We start from the raw sequence: 18,479 nt of genomic DNA on the forward strand, positions 1-18,479 counted from the left end.
GGCTCCTCTACCGAGCCGGGTGACAAACCCGGCGTCCTCCTACTCCCCCGCGTCCTCCGAGTCCGAGCTCCATTCCCGATCGGCGGGTCTCCGGCCATCAGGTGGTGCCGACGATGACCGTCGCGCTCACCGTGCTCAGTTTGCTCGGATTCATCGCTCTCACGGCAGGCACCGCGCTCTTCGTCGCCGCCGAATTCTCCCTCACCGCCCTGGAACGCAGCACCGTCGAAGCGCACGCGCGCGAGGGTGACGTCCGGGCTCGCATGGTCCGCCAAGCGCATCGCACGCTTTCGTTCCAGTTGTCCGGCGCCCAGCTCGGCATCACGATCACCACGCTGATCACCGGTTATATCGCCGAACCAGTGCTCGCCCGGCTGCTCGATCCGCTGTTCACCGGCCTCGGGCTCAGCGACGGCGCCGCCCGCGGTCTCTCGCTCGCGCTGGCGCTCGTACTGGCCACGTCGCTGTCGATGATCTACGGCGAACTGGTGCCCAAGAACATCGCCATCTCCAAACCGCTGGCCACCGCACGCGTCACCGCCGCGCCCATGGTCGCGTTCTCGGTGGTGTTCAAATGGCTGATCCACTTCCTCAACAACACCGCCAACTGGGTGGTGCGCCGCTTCGGCGTCGAACCCGCCGAGGAATTGCGTTCCGCGCGTTCGCCGCAGGAACTCGGCTCGCTGGTCCGCACGTCCGCACTGCGCGGCGCGCTGGACTCGCGCACGGCGCAGGTCATCGACCGCTCGCTGCAATTCGGTGAGCGCAGCGCCGAGGAACTGATGACCCCGCGGGTGAAGATCGAATCGCTGGACAAACTCGATACCATCGCCGACCTCATCGAGGCCGCCGGCCGCACGGGCTACTCGCGGTTCCCGGTGATCGACGGCGATCTGGACAACACGCTCGGCGTGGTGCACGTCAAACAGGCGTTCACCCATCCGGCGGGGGTCCGGCGGACCGTCCCGTTGCAGATGCTGGCCCATCCCGTGCCGATCGTGCCCGCGAGCCTGGACGGCGACGAGGTGCTCGAACGCATCCGCGCCGACGGCATGCAGGTCGCGCTGGTGGTCGACGAATACGGCGGCACCGCGGGCATCGTCACCATGGAGGACATCATCGAGGAGATCCTCGGCGACGTCCGCGACGAGCACGACGAGGAAGAACTCGACGTGCGCCGCGTCTCCGACGGCTGGGACTGCTCGGGTCTGCTGCGCATCGACGAGGTGTCCAGAGCCACCGGATACGACGCGCCCGAGGGCGAATACGAAACACTCGGCGGCCTGGTGCTCACCCGTCTCGGCCGCATCCCGGAGCCGGGCGACGAGGTGCTGTTGCCCAATCCCCGTTCCCAGCAATGGTCTTCAGAGGATTCACCGGCTTCCGGTGGCTGGATCGCGCGGGTGGAACGCATGGACGGCCGCCGCATCGACCGGGTCCGGTTGATCCCGGTCGCCCCGGAGGAGCTCGCGCTGCGGCGCTTCCAGCACGAGGAGACCGCCCCGGCCGAGTCCGGCCCGACGGCAGATCGCGAACAGGAGCACAGTCATGGGTGACCTGTTCGGCGTGCTGCTCACCGTGGTGCTGCTCGCCAGTAACGCCTTCTTCGTCGCCGCCGAATTCGCCTTGATCTCGGCCCGCCGGGACCGGCTCGAAGCGCTGGCCGCGCAAGGAAAACGTAATGCCGACACCGTAATTCGGGCAGGCGAGAACCTGTCGATGATGCTCGCCGCGGCGCAGCTCGGCATCACCATCTGCTCCATCCTGCTCGGCCGGGTCGGCGAGCCCGCGGTGGCGCATCTGCTGGAGGGCCCGTTCGAGTTCCTCGGCTTGCCCGAACAGCTGCTGCACCCGGTGGCTTTCGCGATCGCGCTCGCCATCGTGGTGATCCTGCACATCCTGTTCGGCGAGATGATTCCGAAGAACATCGCGCTGGCGGGCCCGGAACGCAGTGCGCTGCTGCTGGTTCCGGTGCACCTGATGTGGTTGCGTTTGGCGCGTCCGCTCATCGCGGTCTACAACCTGGCCGCGAACCTCACGCTGCGCATGGTCCGGATCGAGCCCAAGGACGAACTGGAAGCGACCGTCTCTTCCGTCGAACTCGCCGAGATGATCGGCGAATCCCGCTCGGAGGGCCTGCTCGACGAGGAGGAGCACCGCCGGCTCACCCAGGCGCTCGGTACCAGCGACCGCGTGGTCACCGATGTGATGGTGTCGCTGGCGACCACCCGCACGGTGCCGTTGCGGGGCAGCGGAACCACGCTGGGCGATATCGAATCCGCCGTCGCCGAAACCGGTTTCTCCCGCTATCCGGTGCAGGCGAGCGACGGTTCGCTGGTCGGCTACCTGCACGTCAAGGACGTGCTGGACAAGGTCGCCGACGAGACGGCGGGGCCGGAGACGCCGATACCCCGCACCGATATCCGGCCGTTGCCGACCGTCAGCATGCACACGCCGCTGTACGAGGCGCTGGCCCGGTTACGGCGCACCAACAGTCACCTGGGGCGCGTCGTGGACACCCGCGGCAACACCACCGGCATCGTGGCGTTGGAGGATCTGGTGGAGGAGTTCGTCGGCACGGTCCGCGACGGAACGCACCGGATCATCGAATGAGTTCTCGGTACGGCGTTTTCGCCAGTTCGGCGATGAGCACGGGTGCGACGACGGTGCTCCCCGAGCACGAGTGGCGCGCTGCGGCGGCCGCGCACCTCGACCGCCTCGATGCGCTCGTCGGCCCGTATCTCGAACGGCGCGCGTCGGGTTCGACGCATCCGGTGATCGATTTTCTGTTCACCTACTACGGGCACAAACCCGCGCAGTTGCGACGCTGGCATCCCGGCTTCGGCATCGCGCTGGCGGGTGCCCGCGAATACGACGGCGCCCGCGGCTATCACCGGGTCGGTGCGGCGCACACCGCCGACCCGGCGTACCTCACGCGCCGCCGCGACACCCTCGGATTCATCGCGAAGTTGTTGCGCGCCACCGCGGCTCGCCCCGCGCAGCTGTCCTGCTTCGGGCTGCACGAGTGGGCGATGGTGTACCGCACCGACGATATCCGGCACCAGCAGGTGCCGCTGCGGCTGGGCCACGCGGGCACCGATGCCGTCGTCGAGTCGATGTCGTTGCGCTGCACCCATTTCGACGCGTTCCGCTTCTTCACCCCGGCGGCGGTGGGCCGCAACGCCGAACCGCTCACCCGCGCCGACCAAGTGCGCCGCGAGCAGCCCGGCTGCCTGCACGCGAACATGGATCTCTACAAGTGGAGTTTCAAGCTGGCCCCGCTGGTCTCGTCCCGGCTGATGCTGGACTGCTTCGAGCTGGCCTGCGCCGCGCGCGAACTCGATATGCGGGCCAGTCCCTACGATCTGTCTGAGTACGGCTACGCGCCGGTGCGCATCGAGACCCCGGCCGGGCGCGCGGAGTACGCCAGGGCCCAGTCTGCGCTGGCTGACCGTTCAGCCGAGTTACGCGGCGTTCTGCTCGGGGTCTGCGATGAGCTGCTGACCCAGGAAACGCAGCTCACCAGCAACTGAACGCCCGTACCAGATCCCACGTCACGGGACGGCACGCCGCGTGCACTGCCAATTTCCGCGAAACCCTTCCCATAAGTTAACGGTAGTTACTACCATTCAGTCAGTTCGGTCGGCTGTCCCAGTCAGTTTGGGCGACCATGTATCAACTTGCTGAAGGTTGGGGAGTTCGACGATGCGCTCACTGACACGCCTGCGCGGCACCAAACCACTGGTGCTCGTCATGGTCGGTCTCGCGGCCGCACTGATGGTGCCGAGCAGTGCGTCGGCCGATCTGCAGTCCGATATCCAGACGGCCGTGCAAGAGTTCCTCGACGTCGGCCGCACCGCGGTCCCGCGCGCCGACTGCGGACCGGGTTCGGCGCCGGAGAACGGCATGCAGGGCGACGTGACCGCCGCCGACCGGGACAGCGGACGCAGCACGCAGGGTTATCGCTGCAACATGTCGTTCGTCGGCGGCTTCGCCGGCCGCGGTGCGGGCATCACCTCGACCAGCTTCGAGCACTGCGCCTATATGGGCTCGTTCTTCCCCGGCGACCTGATCAGCGAGGGGCGCGGCGTCCAGGTGCTCGACGTGTCCGACCCGGCGCACCCGCGCCCGACCGCCACCCTCACCGAACCCGCCATGCTCGCGGGCACCTGGGAGAGCCTGAAGGTCAACACCGCACGAAAACTGCTGGTGGGCACGGGCGTCCCGGTGGGTACCGGCGTCGGCTACCTCTCGGTCTACGACATCTCCGACTGCGCGCATCCGCGCCTGCTCAACCCGGGCCCCGGCACGAACATGCTGATGCCGCTGCCGATCACCACGCACGAGGGTGGCTTCTCCCCGGACGGCAACACCTATTGGGCCTCAGGCATCGTCCCCGGTTTCGTCAGCGCGGTCGACCTCACCGATCCGGCGAATCCGCGCGTCGTCTGGCAGGGGCTCACCGGTATCGAAGCGCACGGCTTCGGGATCAGCGCCGACGGCAACCGGATGTATCTGTCCGCGCTCGGCGGCTTCACCGTGCTCGATATCAGCGCGGTGCAGCGCCGCGACCCGAACCCGCAGGTGCACCACATCGGCCGGGTGTTCTGGACCGACGGCTGGGCCACCCAGCACAGCATTCCCGTGACCTATGGCGGCAAGCCGTATCTGTACACGGTCGACGAAGGCGGTTCCGGCGGTGTGAAACTCATCGATATCGCCGACGACACCGCGCCCAAGGTCGCCGCGAAGATCAAGCTGGAAATCAACCTGCCGCAGAATATCGACGCCAATATCGGTTCCTCCATGGGCGGTTCGGCGTTCGCCTACGAATCGCACTACTGCACCGCCGATCGCCGTGACGATCCCACGGCGCTGGCGTGTGGTTGGATCTCCTCGGGCATCAGGGTTTTCGATATCCGGAATCCGCGCGACATCCGCGAGATCGCCTACTACAACCCGCCCGCCCGCACCGGGCAGAACCTCAGCCTGTGGAACTCGCCGCACGCGCTGGCGTCGATCATCGGTGTGCCGCTGATGAGTACCCCGCCGGCGCTGCGCGCCGTACTGGAGGGCCAGTTCAATCCGCTGGACGCGCTGACCCCGCGCACCGGCAGGCTGGCCTTCGGCGACGTGTCCACCGACTGGTGCCTCTCGCCACCGGAATGGCGTGGCTCGCAACTGTATGTCACCTGCTCCGACAACGGGTTCATGGTGTTGCAGCTCGACAACGACGTGTATTCGCCGCCGGCGGACCAAGAGTCGATCGTCGGGTCCTAGCCGTGCCGCGCTGGATCCGGGGTGCCGCGTTCGTCTCCGCCGCGTTCGCCCTGCTCGTGCTCGGCGCCGCGTTGCGGCCCCTCGTGCTGCCGGAGAAGCACACGGCGACACCGATTCTCAGCGCGGTGGAGATCGGCTTCACCCAGGACATGACCGCCCACCACCAGCAGGCGCTGATCATGGTGCAGCGGCTCGACCCCGGCGTCGATCCGACCGTCCTGCGCCTGGCCCAACAGCTCGACAGCACCCAGCGACTCGAGATCGGCACCATGCTGGGCTGGCTGCGGCTGGCGAACGCCGCACCCATGTCGGCCCGTCCGATGGCCTGGATGCACACGGACGAGACTGCTACACACCAACATTCGCTGCCGGTCGCGCAGACCGAACCGAAAGCGCCGCCCGGCACCGGGATGCCGGGAATGGCGACCACCACCGAGTTGGACGCGCTCGCCGCGGCGCGCGGGCGCGACGCCGAAATCCAGTTCCTGCAGTTGATGTATCGCCATCATCGCGGCGGCATCGCCATGGCGCAGGCGGCCGACCAGCTGCTCACCGCGGGCCCGGTGAAAGAAACCGCGCGCTCGATGGTCCACGGGCAGGCGCAGGAGGCAGGCTTGATGGGGATGCTGCTCGCCGAGCGCGGAGCCGCTCCCCTGCCCTGATCGGTGCACCAGGACACGAGCCGCAGCGCCGCCGGCCGCGGCACAGGTCAGTGCGCGGCGCAGGTGCAGCCGCCACACAGGGCCGATCGCGGTACGAGTCAGTGCGCGATGTGCAATTCGAATCCGCTGGCGCCGCGCGGCTCCCGCCCCGGCTCGAGCCGCAGCCTGCGGTCGTAGTCCCCGCCGCCCTGCGGCCGGAACCCGATCGGTTCGATCTTCGGCAACTCCGTCATGCGGGCGCGCAGATCCGCGGCGACGGTGTCGAAACGCTCGGAGTCGAGCCGGATGGCGCCGTGCACCAGGAACGGCGGCAGCACGTCCATCCCCGGGTAGTAGAGAATGCCGTGCTGGATCGGGAACAGCAGGTCCTCGACGGGGCCGTTGATACCGCGATCGGAATACGACGGTGCTTTGCCGCCGATCGATACCACGAGCATCGCGCGGCGTCCCGCGAGCACGCCCGCACCGTACCGCGGCAACGCCGTGCCACCGGCTCCATAGGCGAAGCCACACGTGAAGACCCGGTCCACCCACCCTTTCAGGATCGCGGGCATGCTGAACCACCACAGCGGAAAGTGCAGCAGAACGGCATCGGCCCAGAGCAGTTTCTGCTGCTCGGCCTGGATATCGGCACTCAATGTGCCTTCCTGATACGCCGCACCCGAGGCGAGCATGAAATTCGTTTCGGACACCGCGCCGAAATCCTCGGTGTCCGCGTGCGCTTTCCAGCCCATCGCGTACAGATCGCTGATCCGGACCTCGTGCCCGTCCGCCCGTAACTGGTCGACTGCTACGTCTTTCAACGCACCCGTCAGTGAGTCCGGCTTCGGGTGCGCGTACACGACAAGTACGTTCATTCCTGCTTTCGTCACGTTCCGTGGCAACACGCGGGCATCCGGGGGAATTCCGGCGCACCACTGCGCCGCAGTTCACGACAGGCACGCACAATGAACCGACGCGGCGCCGGTATCGTCTACTCGGCAGCACGACGGAGGGGCGGAGATCGCATGATTCGAACAGACACGATCGTCGTGCCCGAACACGTACACGGATATCCCGGCGTCGCGTTCGGCGGATATGTCGCCGGTGTGCTCGCGGCACAGTCGGGCGCGTCCGCGGTGCGGGTCGACTTCCGCCGCCGCGTCCCGGTCGAGACGCCGGTGACCCTGCGGCGCAACGACTCCGACGGATTGGTCTTGACCGATCTGGAAGGCCTGCCCCTCGTCGAAGCCGTGCCCGCCACGCTGGCACTCACCGCGCCGCCCGCACCGTCCTGGGACGAGGCGCTCGCCGTCACCGAGTCCTCGGCTCCGCTGCGGCACGAATCCGATTGCTACGGCTGCGGTTCGCTGTGCGCGCCGGGGCGGGGTTTGCGGCTGTTCCCGTGGCCGCAACGCGCGCAGAACCGCGTCGTCGCCGCCTGGACACCGGACGAAAGCCTCGCCGCCGACACCGGTGACCTACCCACCGAACTGGTTTGGGCGGCACTGGACTGCCCCGGCGGGTGGGTGGCGATGGCGCTGCACACGTTGCGCCACGGCACCGTCACCGCCGCGCTCACCGCCACCCAGCTCGCGCCGGTCCGGGCGGGCCGAGACTACGTCTCCTACGCCTGGCCGATCGCCGAGGCGGGCCGCAAATCCACGGTGGGTGTGGCTCTGGCCACTCGCGACGGCGCGGTGTGCGCCCTCGCCGAAGCCCTGTGGATCCATCCGAAACCCGCACCCGGTCACAATGATCGACGTCGGCTCAACGACCCTGCAGCGACTTGACGTTGTCGCCGAAGGTCCAGCCGCGCGATCCGTCCCAGTTGATGGACCACGTCATCAAGCCCTTCAAGCTGTTCGCCGCACCGGTGCCGTAGTGCTTCCACGCCTGGGACACCAGGCTCGGTGACATGTAACCGCCGCCGGCGCCGGGCTGCGCGGGCAGACCGGGGACCTGCTTGTCGTAAGGCACGGTGATCGTGGTGCCCTGGATGTTCAAACCCTTTGCCAAGCAATCGGTTTGCGCGGTGAAGCCCTGCACCGTCCCGGCCTGATACGAATCACCGGCGCAGCCGTACATGCTGCCGTTGTAGTACTGCATGTTCAACCACCACAGGCGGCCGTTGTCCGCGTACTTCTTGATGATCGGCAGGTAGGCGCCCCAAATGGAGCCGTAGGTGACGCTGCCGCCGGTGACGTAGGCGGTCTCGGGCGCCATGGTCAAGCCGAAACCCGCCGGCATCTGCGCCAGTACGCCGTCGATGATCCGGATCAGGTTGGACTGCGAGGCGGACAGGGTCTTGATGTTGCCCGAGCCGGTGAGTCCGGTCTCCAGATCGATGTCGATGCCGTCGAAGTTGTACCGCTTCAGGATCGGCACGATGGTCGCGACGAAACGGTCGGCGACCGCGCTCGAACTCAGATCGATACCCGCCGCCGCGCCGCCGATCGACATCAAGATGGTCGCCCCCGCGGCCTTGGCCTGGCACATCTCGGCCGGTGTCGCGACCTTCACGGTCCGATCCATACCGTCCTCCCAGCGGGCGGTGCCGTTCGATTCGATCACCGGGAACGCCGCGTTGATCACGTTGTGGCCGTGCGCCGCGATGCGCGGATCGGTGATCGGGATCCACCCCATGCCCGGATGCACGCCGTTCGACGCGCCGTCCCAGTTCTCCCAATATCCCTGCAGCACTTTGCCGGTCGGCTTCGGCTTGGTCGCACACGTGTCCTCCGCCGGCGCCGCGTGCGCCGCCGGGCCGACCCCCACCGCCAGCGCGCTCACCACCCCCACCACAGCCAGCAAACTCCGCACCACAACCGACCGACGCCCCCCACCTGAACCTTTTGTCCTTTTCATACCCAAGTAGAACCACACCCACGAGATCGAACTCGACCACCGACAACTGGGGACGCAACCCGCCCTACCTGAACAGCCCCGCCACCACCGATGGGGAGATCGACTCCACCGAAAACCACGGCGCGGCACAGCAACACCGCACATCCTGCACGGCGACACTCCGGCGCGAAAACGCCGCCCAACTCACTCCCCGGCCCCTACATGAGCGACTACTTCAACGAAATGCACTTCAAGGCCGAGGCGGAAGGCCGTGCCAAAGGTGAGGCAGAAGGCCGCGCCGAGGGCAAGGCCGAAGCGCTGCTCACGGTGCTGGGAGCCAAGCACCTGGAAGTGCCGCCCGCGCTCGAGGCAAGAGTCGTCAATGGCACGGACGTGGATCAACTCGATACCTGGATTGTTCGCGCCGCGAAGTACGACTCGATCGATGAGGTTTTCGCGGACTGATCTGCGGCGCGCCGTACCGAGGTCCGTCCGCTCGCGCGGGCGGACCCTGGCTGCTATCAGTCGACGTCCACGGCGGGGACTTCGATACGGCCGGTCAGACGACAGATGAAGGGTGGATCCTCGGCGCATGTGACGGTGAGGTCGTACCAACCGTCGTCGGTCGGCCAATCGACGGATTCCGTGGTGCCGGGCGGCAGGATCACTTCGCGCCGGGTCGTGGTGAAGCGGCGGGCGGAGAGGGTCAGCGTGACCTGGTCGTTCCCGCCGTTGGCCAGGTCGACCGAGAGGCGCCCGCGCCGAATCAGTTGGCGGACAACGATATCGGCCGCGGCGCCCGAGGTGTTCCCCCGCAGTTCGTGCCAGAAACGGTTCGGCCCCTGTACGGCGATATCGTAAGCACCTGCGACGGTGACGATTTCGGTCGCTTCGTGCGCGACATCGAGGTGGACCGGGAAGCTGGGTTCGCCCGCATAGCTGTAGAGGGTGAAGTGCGCGGGTCGCGCACCGCTGTTGCGCAGTGTGACCGCCAGCCGGGTGGGCGAACGCAGCACGGCCGACACCGTCGGCTGGTAGGGCAACGTCCGAGCCGGTCGGCGGCCGGGCTCCTGTTCCGGAACCGATTGCGCGGGTGGCGGATTCGGCATCCACCGGGTGACGGGCGCGGGCACCGGTCCGGGACGGTGCAGCGTCGGCGGCCTGCCGGGGTTCATGAAGTCGAAGGCCGAGGTCAGGTCGCCACAGGCGGTGCGGCGCCACTCGCTGATATTCGGTTCGGCGACGCCGGTCCAGGTTTCCAGGAATCGCAGCACCGAGGTGTGGTCGAACACCTCGGAGTCGACGAAACCACCGATGGTCCAGGGCGATACCACCACCATCGGCACCCGCGGTCCGAGCCCGATCGCCCGTCCCTCATACCAGTCGTCGCCCTCTCCGTCCGCGGGTCGCGGCGGCACGGGCGGCGGCACGTGGTCGAAGAAGCCGTCGTTCTCGTCGAAGTTGATGAACAGCGCTGTCTTCGACCAGGTCCCGGGATCCGACGCGATGATGTCGAGCAATTCGTAGATGAGGTTCGCGCTGGCCACCGGCGTCGAACCGGACGGATGCTCGCTCAGCGCCTGGGGCGGCACCAGCCACGTCACCGCGGGCAGGGTGCCCGCCGCGACGTCGGCGCGGAAGCGTTGCAGCAACGTTCCCGGCGCGCTGCGGTACATGGCACGGTCGAACAACCTGCGCTGCTGCGCCGTCAGCCCGCCGAGTGCCGCGTCGAGCTGTCCGAGCAGCCGCTGCCGGTCGGCCTCGGGCAGGGTCAGCAGCGCGGTGTACAGCTGTTCGGTGGTCCGGTATCCCCCGTCGACTTCGGCCAGCAGCCGGGTGCCGATGCGTTTGAACGGCAGGAAGTATTCGACCGGGTTGTCGGTGAAGTTGTCCCACTCCTGATAGATCTGCCAGGACACGCCCGCAGGCTCCAGCCGCTCCGGATATGTCGTCCACGCATAGCCGGGGTGATCGATCTCGTAGGCATCGTTGGCGACAGCCCGTTTCCGGGTGCCGGGCTCGAATCCGGTAGTGCCGGTGAAGAAATAGTTCCGATTCGGGTTGGTCCCGCCGAACAGTGAGCAGTGGTAGGCGTCGCAGATGGTGAACGTCTCGGCCAGCTCGTATTGCAGTGGGATGTCGCGGCGCTCGTAGTAGGTCATCGTGGCGGGCGTCTTCGCCGGAATCCAGCCGTCGTACCAACCCTGCGCCCACGCCGCGGTACTGCCGTACCACTCGTGGTTCAGGGCGTCGAGATATTGGATGTCGCTGTCCGGGCGACCGGCCCTGGCCGCCGCGGCGCGCAGGGAGAACGGCAGCACCTCGGTGGCCGGTGCGGGGAGCTGTCCGGGCGGCGCCGGCTGCGGTTGATGGAACACCGAACGCCCGGTGCGCAGCCGCAACGGTGACTCGTCGCCGAATCCGCGCACCCCGCGCAGCGTCCCGTAGTAGTGGTCGAACGAGCGGTTCTCCTGCATCAACAGCACCACGTGCTCGATCTCCGCGAGCCCGCCGCGTCGCATGGGCGCGGCCATGGCGCGGTGTAGCGAAGGCGGCAGCAGCGACGCAGCCGCAGCTGTCGCCAGGGAGCCGAACAGGTGTCGACGTGACATCGGGACCATCTCGGGGATGCTAGTGACCGCGGTTTGCCAGGGGATGAACAGAGCAAACGCTACCGCGACGACGGGTCATTCGGTCCAAGGCCGCAGCTTGTCCGGATTCCGGATCACCCAGATACGAGTGATCCGCCGATCCGCGATGTCGAAGGCGTACACCGAGACGATGACGCCGGCGACGAGCGCCACCAATCCGGGCTGACCGTTCACCGTGCGTTCGATCAGCGTCACCTCCGGAGCCCGGGCGGCGATCTCGAGCCAGGCGGCGGCGATCCGCGCACCGCCGCTGATCGGCTCCCGGAAGGCCGGGGCCAGGCCGCCGCTGTCGGCGGTCGCGATCGCCTGCGGGTCCAGCAGGCCGATCAACGCTTCGATATCGCTGGTCTCCCAAGCCTTCTTGAAATCCCTCACGACCTCCGCGCGTTCGGAGAGGGTGACGTCACGGGAGGTGCGGATCCGGCGACGCGCGGAGGACGCCAGCTGCCGACAGGCCGCCGGGGTGCGCCCGACCACGTCGGCGACCTCAGCGAAGGAGTAGCGGAACACGTCGTGCAAGACGAACGCCACCCGCTCGGCCGGTGTCATGGATTCCAGGACCACGAGAAACGCCATGCTGATCGACTCGTCCAGGGTGATCCGGTCCGCGGGATCCGCGGGCATCGGCCCGCCCAGCCATTCGGAGCGTCCCGGCACCGGTTCCGGAATCCATTCGCCCACATACCGTTCCCGACGGGCGCGGGCCGAACCGAGCAGATCGAGGCAGATGCGCCCGGCGACGGTGGTCAGCCACGCGCCCGGCTCGGCCACGGCCTCGCGTTGCGCGTCGGACATCGCGTACCAGCGCGCGTACGCCTCCTGCACCACGTCCTCGGCCTCGGCCAACGAGCCGAGCAGCCGGTAGGCCAGGTTGATCAGCTGACGACGTTCGCTGAGCACCGGCCGCGGTTGCGGATCGGTCATGGTGGTCGGCTCCTTCGGTCGATACGTTCCTTACCCAGACTGACGAAACAGCGACCCGGTATGTGAGCCGGCCTGACATTTCCCCCGGGTGCGTCGTCGGTAGGGCATGACCATCAGAATCGGCATCATCCTCGGCAGCACCCGCCCGAACCGGAACGGCCCACAGGTCGCGCAATGGGTGCTGGACACGGCGGCGACTCGCGGCGACGCCGAGTTCGACCTCATCGACCTGCGCGCGCACCCGCTGCCCCACCTCGACGAGCCGGTGGCGCCCATGTTCGGCCCCTCGGTGCACGCGCACACCCGCGCCTGGGCCGAGCGAATCGCCCCGTTCGACGGCTTCGTCATCGTGACGCCCGAATACAACCACGGCGCACCGGGTGTGCTGAAGAACGCCATCGATCACCTGTTCGCGCAGTGGACCGACAAGGCGGTCGGCTTCGTGTCCTACGGAGCCGGGGGCGGCGTGCTCGCGGTGGAGCAGCTGCGTCAGGTGTGCAGTGCGCTCGGCATGGCCGACGTGAGCCCGCAGGTCACCGTCTCGGTGCTCACCGATTTCGAGAACTACACCGCTTTCCGTCCGAACGAACGGCACGCCGCCGCACTGGACAAACTGCTGGAGAAGGTCGTCGCGTGGAGCACCGCGCTCGCCCCGCTCCGCCGGTCCGCCCTCGTCACCTCCTGAGGAGTCGAACATGCTGATACCGAACGACTTTCGCGCACTCACCGACCGCATCGAGATCGCGGCGCTCGGTGCCGAGTTCAGCGACGCCGTGATGATGCGCGACCCGGATCGCCTGCTCACCCTGTTCACCGACGACGCTGTGCTCCGCATCCCGGACGCGGAGATCGAACTCACCGGTCGCGCCGAGTTGCAGCACGCGCTCCCGCGCATGCAGGAGGCCTGGGAGTACTTCGTCCAGCACACCCATACCGGTGTCATCGAACTCGACGGCGACACCGCCTCGGGCCGTGCCTACATCCACGAACTCGGTCGATTGAGAAGCGGCAGTACGCATTCCAACTACGCGATCTACCACGATCGCTACCGGCGCACGGCAGCGGGCTGGAAGTTCACCGAGCGGGTCTACGAGATCCGCTATCTCGACAACTCACCGCTGCCGGGTGCACCGCCCGGCGAGCACGGGCTGGGTATCGATGTCTCCGCGGCCCGGCTGCACGGTTGAGCGGGCCGACGCACTCCACCGCAGCCCGCGTTCATCTCCCGGCGAGCCCGGCCGGGTCCCGATGGGCGCCGCCGCTATCCGGCAGATCCGGCGGTTCGGCTGCCGAAATAGCAGGCAGCCCAACAGCGCTCAGTTACGGCTCGCGTTGCGCGCCGTCCCGCGATGGGCGGGCACCGTGGCAGGATCCTCCGGCCAAGCGTGTTTGGGATAGCGACCGCGCAGATCCGCGCGCACCTGCAGCCAGCCGGCGCGCCAAAAGGAGGCCAGGTCCGCGGTAACGGCGACCGGGCGCTGCGCGGGTGACAGCAGGTGCAGGACGATCGGGACGCGTCCGCCGGCCAGGCGCGGCGCGTCCGCCCAACCGAAAACCTCCTGCACCTTGACCGCGAGCACGGGCGGGTCGGCCGAGTAGTCGAGGCGGGGACGACTACCGGACGGGACCGTCAGCCGTTCCGGAGCCAATTCGTCCAGCTGGGCGGCCTCCGGCCAAGGCAGTAGCCGACGCAGTGCCGTTGCGGCGTCGATGCGGGCGAGGTCGGCGCGATTGCGGGCGGCGGCGAGTTCCGGGCCGAGCCAGCGTTCGGTGTCGGCGAGCAACGATTCATCGTCGACCGCGGGCCACGGCGCGCCGAGGGTGCGATGCAGGAAGTCGAGGCGCTGGCGCAGCGAGACCGCCTCGGCATCCCAGCGCAGCACCTCGATGCCGCTCTCCTGCACGCCGCGACGCACTGCGGCACCGAGCAATTCACGGTCCGGGTCGCGAATCGGCCGCTCCGACAGCACGATCGCACCGAGGCGCTCGACCCGCCGGGCCACCACGTCGCCATCCACCCAGGCGACCTCGTCCACGGTGCTCAGCAGGTTCGCCGCCGCGCGGCGCGCCAACTGTTCGTCGGCGACGGCCGCCAGCCGGACCTGCCCGTCGGAACGCCCTGGATCGCGCGTCGCCACGCCGACCGCCAACCACTCCGCATCGCCTAACCCGGAACCCGGCGGCAATGCGACCGCGGTGCCACCGGCCATGAGGTAGCTGGTCGAGCCCGGCGCGCGGCGCCGCGCGAGCCGTTCCGGATAGGCCAGTGCCACAACGAAAGCCGGATCGTCGCGACCGTCCGGCGCAGCCACCGCGCGGGCGAGCCGTGCGACTTCACGCTGCCAGCGACCGGGCCGCTCGCGGCGCAGCGCGCGCAGACCGGACACGAGATCGACACCGGACAGCAGGGTGTCGTCGTCGAGCACGGTCACCACCTCCGCCGCCGCCCGCGCGCCCACCTCGGCCGCACCGTCGAGCAACGCGCGCGCCAACCGGGGATGCAGACCGATCCCGGCGATGCGCCGCCCACGGTCGGTGACCGTGCCGTCGTCGTGCACAGCGCCCAACGCGCGCAACACTTCCCGGCCCGCCGCCAGGCCGCCGGGCGGTGGTGCGTCCCACCAGGCCAGGCCGTGACCGTCGGCCGTACCCCAGCATGCCAATTCCAACGCCAGCCGCGTGAGATCCGCCGTCCGGATCTCCGGCTCCGGATACGCGGGAAGGGTGGCGTGCTCGTATTCCGGCCAGCACCGCCACACGTGGCCGGGGCCTTCGCGGCCGGCGCGGCCCGCGCGCTGTTCGGCGACCGCCGCCGAAACCCGCACGGTCGCAAGCCCGGACAGTCCGCGCCCCCGATCGATGCGCGGCACCCGGGCCAGCCCGGAGTCCACCACGGCCCGAACGCCCGGCACCGTCAGACTCGATTCCGCCACGGCCGTGGACAGCACTATGCGCCGCCGAACGCCAGGGCGCAGCGCCGTATCCTGACCCGCCGCGGCGAGCCTGCCGTGCAACGGGACAACATCCACCTCAGCCAGATCGGCGAGAAGCGCTGTCGTCCGGCGGATCTCGGCGGCACCGGGCAGAAAAACCAGGACATCGCCATCGGTGCCGGCCAGCGCCGCCCGGGTCGCCCGCGCGACCTGAGCTTCGACCCGCTCCCGGGGCAACTGCGGCACATAGGTCGTCCGCACCGGGTACGTCCGCCCCTCGACCTGCACCACCGGCGCACCGTGCGCCGGGTCGAGCAGTGCCGAAAGCCGTTCGGCTGCCACGGTTGCCGAGGTGGCCAGCACTCGCAGGTCCGGCCGCAACCCCGCCCTGGCGTCGAGCAGCAGCGCCAGCAGCAGATCCGCGTCGAGGTGCCGCTCGTGGCACTCGTCGAGCATCACCACACCGACCCCCGCCAATTCGGGGTCGCCTTGCAACCGTCGCACCAGCAGTCCGGAGGTGACCACCTCGATCCGGGTGCCCGGGCCGACACGCCGGTCTCCGCGCACCGAGTACCCGACAGTCTCCCCCACCGACTCGCCGAGCAACGCCGCCATCCGCGCCGCCGCCGCCCGCGCGGCCAGCCGCCGCGGCTCGGCCACCAGCACCCGCCCGGTGCCCGCCGCCGCCAAGGCCAGCGGCACCAGCGTCGTCTTTCCCGTCCCCGGCGGCGCGACCAGCACAGCGGTCGCCCGCTCGGCCAACGTCTCGACGAGACCATCGAGTGCGGGGCGGACCGGTAGCTCGGGCAGTTCGGGCAGTTTCATCGGCAACCAGTCTGCCGTCGCCGCGCCCCGGCGGCGCAACCACCCACCCGGCCAGCCCGCCCGCGACCGTTCAAGGCTCGATCAGCCCGGCCCCGAACGGCGTAGCGAGTCACGAATCCGACACCCCCGCGCATTTTCCTGCGAACTAACGTCGTTGCAGACCGCGCTTAAATACGTTGTCCTGAGACCTTTTTCGCGTGTTTAGCTGCGGCTTATAGTTTGCGCATCGGGGCGTTTCGACCAGTACTGTCGACGCCGCCGGGCCGTGTGACGGAGGCGGTTCGCTGATATTCGGAGGTGTTCAGGTCATGCCTGATGTGGGCGGTCGTCGTCGTTATCGGGGGAAGCATCGGGTTGTGCCGGGGCCGGGGCATGGGCGGCCTCGGTTGTTTGCCACGTTGGTGGCGGGAGCGCTGCTCACGCCTGCGGCGTTGAGTTCGGTCGCGACCGCTGCGGGGGTCGCGCAGGCGGCGAGTTTCGACTTTCGGGCGAAGGTGCAGGGGTATGACAAAGATGGGCGGGCGATCATTCACTATAACAACAAGATTCATGATCCCGGGATCGAGAACGCGGTAAAGCATCTGAATGCGACGCCCGGTCTGAACATCGTGCTCAAACCGGGAACGGGTAATGGCGCGATCGATATCAGCAATGAACATTTTCAAGGCGATGTCGCGGGCTTGGGCGGCTGGGACAACGGTCCGTTCGTCAAACTCGACCCCAAGAACAGCAGTTTCGACCCGGCCGACCGCACCGAGATCGCCGGACACGAACTGCTGCACGCCATCGGCCTCGATCACAACGACAGCGGGTGCAGCATCATGGCCAGCGTCGTCAACCGGTGCGGTGACGGCCCCAGCCCACTGGGTAAAAGCGAAGTCGGCGAACTCAACAAGATGTACCAGCGCGGAAAGCCGAACAACGCGGAGTCGCCCGCCGACAGCACCCCGCAGAAGGGCGACCCCGACGATCGGCCGACCCGTCCCGGCGCACCCCGGCCGAAACCGGAGAAACCGAGCGGCGACGATCAGCAAACCCCGCCCGCCGACGGGTCGGATCGGTTCGGCGACGACCAGAGCGGCGATACTTCACAGCCCGGCGATCCGTTCGGCGACAATCCTTTCGACGATGCAGACCCGCTCAGCGGCGACTACACCGACCTGTTCGGCGATGGTAGCGACGCGTCAGGCCCGGACGATGCGGGCGGCGGATTCGACTGGCTCGGCGACGGTCGAGACGACGCCCCAGGCGACCCCTTCGGCGATCTGTTCGGCACCGACCCCGGCGACCGCTACGGCAGCGACCCGTACGGCAGCGACGACAGCTTCGATTGGTTCGGCGACAGCGGCTGGGACAACGCCTCCGACTTCACCGACATGTTCGGTGACGACAGCGGCCAGTCCTTCGATTGGTTCGGCGACAGCGGCACCCGCTCGTCCGACACCGGCACCCGCATGTTCGACCTCGGCGACACGCTCGACACCGCCGATTGGTCCGGCGGCGGCAACCAGTTCGCCGACCTCGTCGGTGCAGGACTTTTCTGACACCGCGATCCCGGTCCGCGACTCTCGGCCCACAGCAGTGGACACAAGTCACATCCGTCCATGTTTGACCCTCGCGCAACAGGGAATCGCAGCAATACACCACGCCCGATTTACCGGAGGTCGATCCCATGGCAGTATCGCGCACCGACCGCAACGAACCGGCCCTCATCGACAACGTGCCCGGCATGCTGTTGGCGCTGCTACTGATAGTGGTGATCGCCGCGCTCGGGCTGAGTTACTCGCTGACCGCGGCGATCCCTGCGTGACGCGCGCACGCGTCGCGTCCGGCTACGACAGTTCGGCCGCGGCCAATTCGATGTCCGGCGCGTCGACCGGATCGTCGCGGCGCGCCGGACCGCGGTAGCTGTAATCTTCGCGGTCGAAACGCGTTGCCTTGCGATAGGTCTTCAGCAACGACCACGGCCGCAGATACGGGGATTTGCCCTGCGAATTGATGAAGTAACTATTGGATCCCGCGCACCGAGTTTCCAAGTAGTAGGACAGGTTTCGTCCGCTGCGCAGCATCTGCTGATGGAAGCGCTCCTGGGCCTGCGGCCGCACTTCCACCACGGTCGCCCCGCGTCGGCGGGTTTCCTCGATGACCGTCGCGATATGCCGCATCGCGTTCTCCACGAAGTAGTGGAACGCGGTGCCGGTCCATGAGTACGGGCCGATCATGATGAACCGATTCGGCACACCGGCCACCGAGGTGCTGTAGTAGGCCTTGAGTTCCTCGGTGTTGTAGAACACCCCGAGGTCGAACCCGTCGCGGCCGAGCACGGTGCCAGGCTTGTAGCTTTCCGGATCGGAGAACACCTCGTAGCCGGTGGCCAG

The 18,479-nt window shown here is 68.1% G+C and carries 16 protein-coding genes and 1 pseudogene; 11 read left to right on the forward strand and 6 right to left on the reverse strand.

Annotated features, from left to right (window positions below; genetic code table 11):
- Positions 1-113 precede the first annotated feature (113 nt).
- From NBRGI_RS26120 to NBRGI_RS26140, 5 genes are all read left to right on the forward strand, one after another.
- Positions 114-1,556: a hemolysin family protein gene (locus NBRGI_RS26120; protein ID WP_036560858.1), complete on the forward strand. Its 1,443-nt coding sequence runs from the start codon at positions 114-116 to the stop codon at positions 1,554-1,556.
- Complete coding sequence (locus NBRGI_RS26125) at positions 1,549-2,613, forward strand: hemolysin family protein (protein WP_029899859.1); 1,065 nt, start codon at positions 1,549-1,551, stop codon at positions 2,611-2,613. The genes NBRGI_RS26120 and NBRGI_RS26125 overlap by 8 nt, the downstream gene beginning before the upstream one ends.
- Positions 2,610-3,533: a hypothetical protein gene (locus tag NBRGI_RS26130; RefSeq protein WP_029899860.1), complete on the forward strand. Its 924-nt coding sequence runs from the start codon at positions 2,610-2,612 to the stop codon at positions 3,531-3,533. Before NBRGI_RS26125 ends, NBRGI_RS26130 begins: the two co-directional genes overlap by 4 nt.
- 172 nt (positions 3,534-3,705) lie before the next feature.
- The gene (locus NBRGI_RS26135; protein WP_029899861.1) at positions 3,706-5,280 is read left to right on the forward strand and encodes an LVIVD repeat-containing protein; all 1,575 of its coding nucleotides are present in this window, start codon (positions 3,706-3,708) and stop codon (positions 5,278-5,280) included.
- 2 nt (positions 5,281-5,282) lie between these two features.
- Positions 5,283-5,942 (forward strand): DUF305 domain-containing protein, encoded by a 660-nt coding sequence (locus NBRGI_RS26140; protein ID WP_029899862.1) that lies wholly within the window; start codon positions 5,283-5,285, stop codon positions 5,940-5,942.
- Between the two features lie 98 nt (positions 5,943-6,040).
- Here NBRGI_RS26140 and NBRGI_RS26145 read toward each other — a convergent pair whose 3' ends face one another.
- A complete protein-coding gene (locus NBRGI_RS26145) occupies positions 6,041-6,799 on the reverse strand; it encodes an NAD(P)H-dependent oxidoreductase (protein WP_029899863.1) in 759 nt (252 codons plus the stop codon).
- 150 nt (positions 6,800-6,949) lie between these two features.
- On the opposite strand from NBRGI_RS26145, the gene NBRGI_RS26150 reads away from it, so the two are divergent.
- The gene (locus NBRGI_RS26150; RefSeq protein WP_036560838.1) at positions 6,950-7,714 is read left to right on the forward strand and encodes a PaaI family thioesterase; all 765 of its coding nucleotides are present in this window, start codon (positions 6,950-6,952) and stop codon (positions 7,712-7,714) included.
- On the opposite strand, the gene NBRGI_RS26155 is transcribed toward NBRGI_RS26150, so the two are convergent.
- Positions 7,692-8,744 carry a chitinase gene (locus NBRGI_RS26155; RefSeq protein WP_235211105.1) on the reverse strand — a complete coding sequence of 351 codons (1,053 nt, stop codon included), beginning with the start codon at positions 8,742-8,744 and terminating at the stop codon, positions 7,692-7,694. The two genes, NBRGI_RS26150 and NBRGI_RS26155, sit on opposite strands and share 23 nt — an antisense overlap.
- A 246-nt stretch (positions 8,745-8,990) precedes the next feature.
- Between NBRGI_RS26155 and NBRGI_RS26160 the strand changes: the two genes are divergently transcribed.
- Positions 8,991-9,233, forward strand: coding sequence for a hypothetical protein (locus NBRGI_RS26160; RefSeq protein WP_051728036.1), 243 nt, complete (start codon positions 8,991-8,993; stop codon positions 9,231-9,233).
- 56 nt (positions 9,234-9,289) lie between these two features.
- Here the strand turns inward: NBRGI_RS26160 and NBRGI_RS26165 are convergent, their stop codons facing one another.
- Positions 9,290-11,380: a phosphocholine-specific phospholipase C gene (locus NBRGI_RS26165; RefSeq protein WP_200882220.1), complete on the reverse strand. Its 2,091-nt coding sequence runs from the start codon at positions 11,378-11,380 to the stop codon at positions 9,290-9,292.
- A gap of 75 nt (positions 11,381-11,455) precedes the next feature.
- The gene (gene sigJ, locus NBRGI_RS26170) at positions 11,456-12,343 is read right to left on the reverse strand and encodes an RNA polymerase sigma factor SigJ (RefSeq protein ID WP_029899868.1); all 888 of its coding nucleotides are present in this window, start codon (positions 12,341-12,343) and stop codon (positions 11,456-11,458) included.
- 106 nt (positions 12,344-12,449) lie between these two features.
- Between sigJ and NBRGI_RS26175 the strand changes: the two genes are divergently transcribed.
- A complete protein-coding gene (locus NBRGI_RS26175; RefSeq protein WP_029899869.1) occupies positions 12,450-13,028 on the forward strand; it encodes an NADPH-dependent FMN reductase in 579 nt (192 codons plus the stop codon).
- Between the two features lie 10 nt (positions 13,029-13,038).
- Positions 13,039-13,530, forward strand: coding sequence for a nuclear transport factor 2 family protein (locus NBRGI_RS26180; protein ID WP_029899870.1), 492 nt, complete (start codon positions 13,039-13,041; stop codon positions 13,528-13,530).
- Between the two features lie 129 nt (positions 13,531-13,659).
- Here the strand turns inward: NBRGI_RS26180 and hrpB are convergent, their stop codons facing one another.
- Positions 13,660-16,101, reverse strand: coding sequence for an ATP-dependent helicase HrpB (hrpB, locus tag NBRGI_RS26185; RefSeq protein WP_200882221.1), 2,442 nt, complete (start codon positions 16,099-16,101; stop codon positions 13,660-13,662).
- Positions 16,102-16,487: 386 nt separating this feature from the next.
- Here hrpB and NBRGI_RS45460 point away from each other — a divergent pair, with 386 nt between their 5' ends.
- Together NBRGI_RS45460 and NBRGI_RS48215 are read left to right on the forward strand one after the other, a co-directional pair.
- A complete protein-coding gene (locus NBRGI_RS45460; RefSeq protein ID WP_148310955.1) occupies positions 16,488-17,645 on the forward strand; it encodes a hypothetical protein in 1,158 nt (385 codons plus the stop codon).
- A gap of 128 nt (positions 17,646-17,773) precedes the next feature.
- Complete coding sequence (locus NBRGI_RS48215; RefSeq protein ID WP_158439923.1) at positions 17,774-17,911, forward strand: hypothetical protein; 138 nt, start codon at positions 17,774-17,776, stop codon at positions 17,909-17,911.
- A 22-nt stretch (positions 17,912-17,933) separates the two neighbouring features.
- On the opposite strand, the pseudogene NBRGI_RS26200 reads toward NBRGI_RS48215, so the two are convergent.
- A pseudogene (locus NBRGI_RS26200) lies at positions 17,934-18,479 on the reverse strand (NAD(P)/FAD-dependent oxidoreductase); the annotation flags it as partial.

The organism is Nocardia brasiliensis IFM 10847 (genome assembly GCF_000710915.1).
In the GTDB taxonomy this organism is placed as follows: Bacteria; Actinomycetota; Actinomycetes; order Mycobacteriales; family Mycobacteriaceae; genus Nocardia; species Nocardia brasiliensis_A.